General features: G+C 43.9%; 2 protein-coding genes. Both read left to right on the top strand.

Translation table 11 applies throughout. From position 1 onward, the window contains the following. On the top strand, positions 1 to 449 hold a 449-nt coding region (locus tag ACS8FD_RS15095; protein ID WP_439276451.1), incomplete at its 5' end, for a hypothetical protein. A gap of 45 nt (positions 450 to 494) precedes the next feature. Beyond that, on the top strand, positions 495 to 1,279 hold a 785-nt coding region (locus ACS8FD_RS15090), incomplete at its 3' end, for a glycosyltransferase family 2 protein (protein WP_439276450.1).

Below are 1,279 nucleotides of genomic sequence, written 5' to 3'. Positions count from 1 at the left end.
GCCCTATTAATGAAGAAGTAAGACATTGTGTTGATATCGCCGCCCATGTGGATGATGTGACGCCATTTATCGCCTATAGTAATTTGCTGTTGATGGCCTGTGGTCTCAATGGTATCGCGCAAGTCTATGATTACCCAACGCCGCTTGTGGTGCTGCCTGATGTGCGTCCACATCGTGAGCAAGAAGTGATGGCAGAAGCCTTAATTGAGCAAGGGCGTGCTTTAAGTTGGGCACAGTTTATGGCTCAAACTTCCTATATAGACAGTCAGAATGGAACGTCTTTTTTATCAATGAGCGATAAAACCATGAGCAATGAGCAGACTGCTTTGGTCAAAAACCCCACTATGGCGGCGCAAAACTTTATGAATAGCATCGCTGACTATATTTCTGTGAACGCTTGGTTTGCAGAATGGCTATTGCCGCAGTTGGACTTAAAACCTGAGAAATAAGAAGTAACAAAGAAACTTATAATAATAAAAGTAAAGAAGATATTTATGACTACCATACCCCAAGTAGCAAACGCTGCACACAACACCATTCCCGTGAGTGTAATAACGACCTGTTACGGACGCAATCGGCATCTCTACAATCTACTTGGTAGCCTGGCGCAGGGTAGCGTCAAACCAAGCGAGGTTATTATCGTTAATGACGATGCTGAGGCTGAACGTCTGGCAGACTACGATTTAAATATTATTAAGATAGCAACGACTACAGCGACTGAGAAGGGACTGGCAAGTAGCACCTCGTTTGATATTGGTCATAATCGTAATCTTGGCGCTGCGCGTGCCACACATGAGGCCATGATTTTCTTGGATGTGGATTGTATCGTCGCGCCAACTTTTATTGAGCAATTACATAGTAAGCTGCAAGCACGTCCCCATGCCTTACTAATGGGTCAACCACGTTATCTGACACGTCCTTTGACGGATGATGAGGGTAATCAGCTACAACAAGGTAAATTGGCAGTCAACTTTTTAGATGAGCTGTCCGTATTTAACCCTTATCGCGATAACTTTGATTTACAGCATCAGGGTCAATCTATTAAACAGACGCAAGATTATGGCGCATTTTGGAGTCTTTGTTTTGCAATTATGCGCAGTCAATTTGAGCGGGTAGGTGGCTTTGATACCGATTATGTTGGTTATGGCGCTGAAGATACGGATTTTGCTTTTATGGCACGTGCTTTAGACATTGATTTTTATTTGACCAACGACGTGGTTTACCATCAGCAGCACAGCGTCTATCGGCCGCCGCTCAATCATCTCGATAGCATAGTGAT

It is taken from the genome of Psychrobacter sp. 1U2, assembly GCF_051847575.1.
This window is presented reverse-complemented; position numbering and strand designations above follow the sequence as displayed.